2 protein-coding genes are annotated in these 2,917 nt (G+C 39.4%); both read left to right on the top strand.

Annotation, left to right across the window (positions count from 1 at the left end; all coding sequences use genetic code 11):
• On the top strand, window positions 1-644 hold a 644-nt coding region (locus tag QZZ43_RS06925; protein WP_291857372.1), incomplete at its 5' end, for a hypothetical protein.
• Window positions 645-719: 75 nt separating this feature from the next.
• The gene (locus QZZ43_RS06920; RefSeq protein WP_291857370.1) at window positions 720-1,949 is read left to right on the top strand and encodes an isocitrate dehydrogenase (NADP(+)); all 1,230 of its coding nucleotides are present in this window, start codon (window positions 720-722) and stop codon (window positions 1,947-1,949) included.
• Window positions 1,950-2,917: the final 968 nt, after the last annotated feature.

Raw genomic sequence — 2,917 nt, 5'->3', positions numbered from 1 at the left:
TAAATTATCGCGTCTGCTTACCGAAAAAAAAAGTAGATGAAGAAGCGGCTGCGGCTGCCACGAAAAATCCGGAAGAGAACCCTTTAGTTGGCGCCGGTTCAGTAGGAAATGCCAAGAACAAAGGAAGCCAGACTGCCAAGCCTGCTGCTCCTAAAATACTCAAAAGTGTTTCTATAAAATCGTTTACCAAAACGGGAAGTGGTGCAGTCAGTCAACATACTGAAAAATCCGGGAATGAAACAACGGATGGAAATAATGGGATTGACCCAAGTTGGGAAGAAACTTTTTCTCCAGAGCAGTTGCAAAAGGTCTGGAATATATATGCACGGTCTGTAGAGCAATCCAATCCCCGTTTGTTCAGCATGCTTATTGCCCACTCGCCCAGGTTGAAAGGCAACAATGTGGTGGTGTTTCCACTGAAAAATGAGACTCAGGAAGTAGAATTGCTAAAAGAAAAAACAGGTTTGTTTAATTTCCTGAAACGAGAACTCAGGAATGCAAAGTTGTTGTTGGAGATAGAGTATGTAAGAGACGAAAGTGGCCCCCAAAAAGCTTATACAGCGGCCGATAAATACAAAGTCCTGGCCGGGAAAAACCCCACACTTGAGCGGTTGCGCAACATGTTGAACCTGGATATTGAGTAAAAGTGAGGTTGAGCATGAACTATGTGTGAATGTAAACTGTTAATTTGACCTAATTGATATACAAACAATTGACCTATGACGAAAATTAAAGTACAGAGTCCGGTGGTCGAACTGGATGGTGATGAGATGACCAGGGTCATCTGGAAAATGATTAAGGAACAACTGATTCTGCCTTATCTTGATTTGGACATTAAATACTATGACCTGAGCATGGAAAGCCGCGATGCTACCGACGATCAGATTACCGTTGATGCAGCTTTGGCTATTCAGAAATACCATGTGGGTATTAAATGTGCCACCATTACGCCTGATGAAAAGAGGGTAGAGGAATTCGGCCTTAAACAAATGTGGAGATCGCCCAACGGAACCATCCGTAACATCATTGGAGGTACTGTATTCCGTGAACCCATCCTTATCAAGAATGTTCCCCGCCTCGTTCCCGGATGGGAGCACCCTATATGTATCGGTCGTCATGCTTTTGGAGATCAGTACCGGGCTACCGATTTCGTGACTAAGGGAAAAGGAAAACTCACTATTTCTTTTACTCCTGAAGATGGTTCTGAACCTCAGGAATTCAATGTTTATGATTTTGAAGGAGATGGTGTGGCCATGGCCATGTACAATACTGATGAGAGTATTCGAGGGTTTGCGCACAGCTGTTTCAACCAGGCCATCATGAAAAAGTGGCCCCTCTATCTTTCTACTAAAAATACCATTCTGAAAAAATATGATGGTCGCTTCAAAGATATTTTTCAGGAAATTTTCGAAAGCGATTACCAAAAGAAATTTGAAGCTTTGGGCATTACCTATGAGCACCGGTTGATTGACGACATGGTGGCTGCTGCACTGAAATGGAACGGACGCTTTGTATGGGCCTGTAAAAACTATGACGGTGATGTGCAGTCGGATACCCTGGCGCAGGGATTTGGCTCACTGGGGCTGATGACTTCAACATTGGTAACTCCCGACGGAAAAACCATGGAAGCTGAAGCCGCACATGGTACTGTTACCCGCCACTTCCGCCAGCATGAAGCCGGGAAACCGACATCTACCAATCCTATAGCATCTATTTTTGCGTGGACACGAGGATTGGAGTTCCGTGGCAAATTGGATGGCAACCAGGAGTTGATCAAATTTGCACTTACCCTTGAGCAGGTTTGCATTGATACTGTTGAAAGCGGAAAAATGACCAAAGATCTGGCATTGACCATTCATGGTAAAGAAATGAAGGAAGAACATTATCTCAATACCGAAGATTTTCTGGCAGCTCTCGCTGAAAACCTGGAAATTAAAATGGGAAATTAAGAAACTGATTAACTTTTGTTTTTGAAGGATTGAGTTCTTAGACAAGTCTAAATTGACGCGAATAGTCACGCTTTTTAAGGGAAATAGTTTCTTACAATAGATCGTTAGATTTTCGGATGTCAGATGTTAAATGGATTGTATCATATTAAAAAACAACTATTTAATACCTTGAGATTTGTAGTTTTAAACAATTAGTTGACAGGCAGTTACGAAAGTTTAACGGAGTATTGTTCTTAGGTTTAGGACTTATTATAAATATGGAACCCGTGTATGCTTTGAACATGCACGGGTTTTTTATGGGTAGTACGTATTTGTGGTTTTTATTCCATTCTTTAGAATTTCCGTAACTACGGGATGATTTAGACTCAAGTCTTTTCTTTCTAAATGGATGGGGTTCAGGAATTAGTTCATCGTTACCTCTCCTTTGCATTAAATCAATCAGAATGTCTATGATATCTGAAATGGAAGGAAATACCAATTAAAATTTCCGGAATTGAAAAGATTAATCATGGTATTATAATCGCTTTCTGATTAGGAAATCCAAAGTGTTACTGTTTTGTCTGTGTTAATCTCATTACTTTCCATAATTCAAATCTTCACTATAATATTTGAATTTATTATTGTTTAATAGATCGCTATATTTTTAGACTATTGATATACTGAACTTTAACAAGCTAATACTTTTGGGCGCAAACAATTAGCTTGCAGTGTATTGCAAAAGTTTAACGGAGTATTGATTGTTCAAGTTTCTGAATAAATAATAGTCCGTTAACTTTTACAAAAACCTCTGAATAAGCTGTTCATTTTAAAAAATTGTTTAGTTTAAAGTGCATACTTTCAATACTATATGATTTATTTTAATTCTTTTATCACTACTGTCCGACAAAAAAAGCGTTTAACTTTTTGCCCTCATGCCGCGCGGGCTTTTACTTTTTTTGTTCACGAGATAAAAATTATAAGGTGTTCAC

This window comes from Marinilabilia sp. (assembly GCF_016278715.1).
In the GTDB taxonomy this organism is placed as follows: domain Bacteria; phylum Bacteroidota; class Bacteroidia; order Bacteroidales; family Marinilabiliaceae; genus Marinilabilia.
The sequence above is the reverse complement of the archived record's forward strand: the minus strand, read 5'-3'. Positions and strand labels throughout refer to the sequence as shown.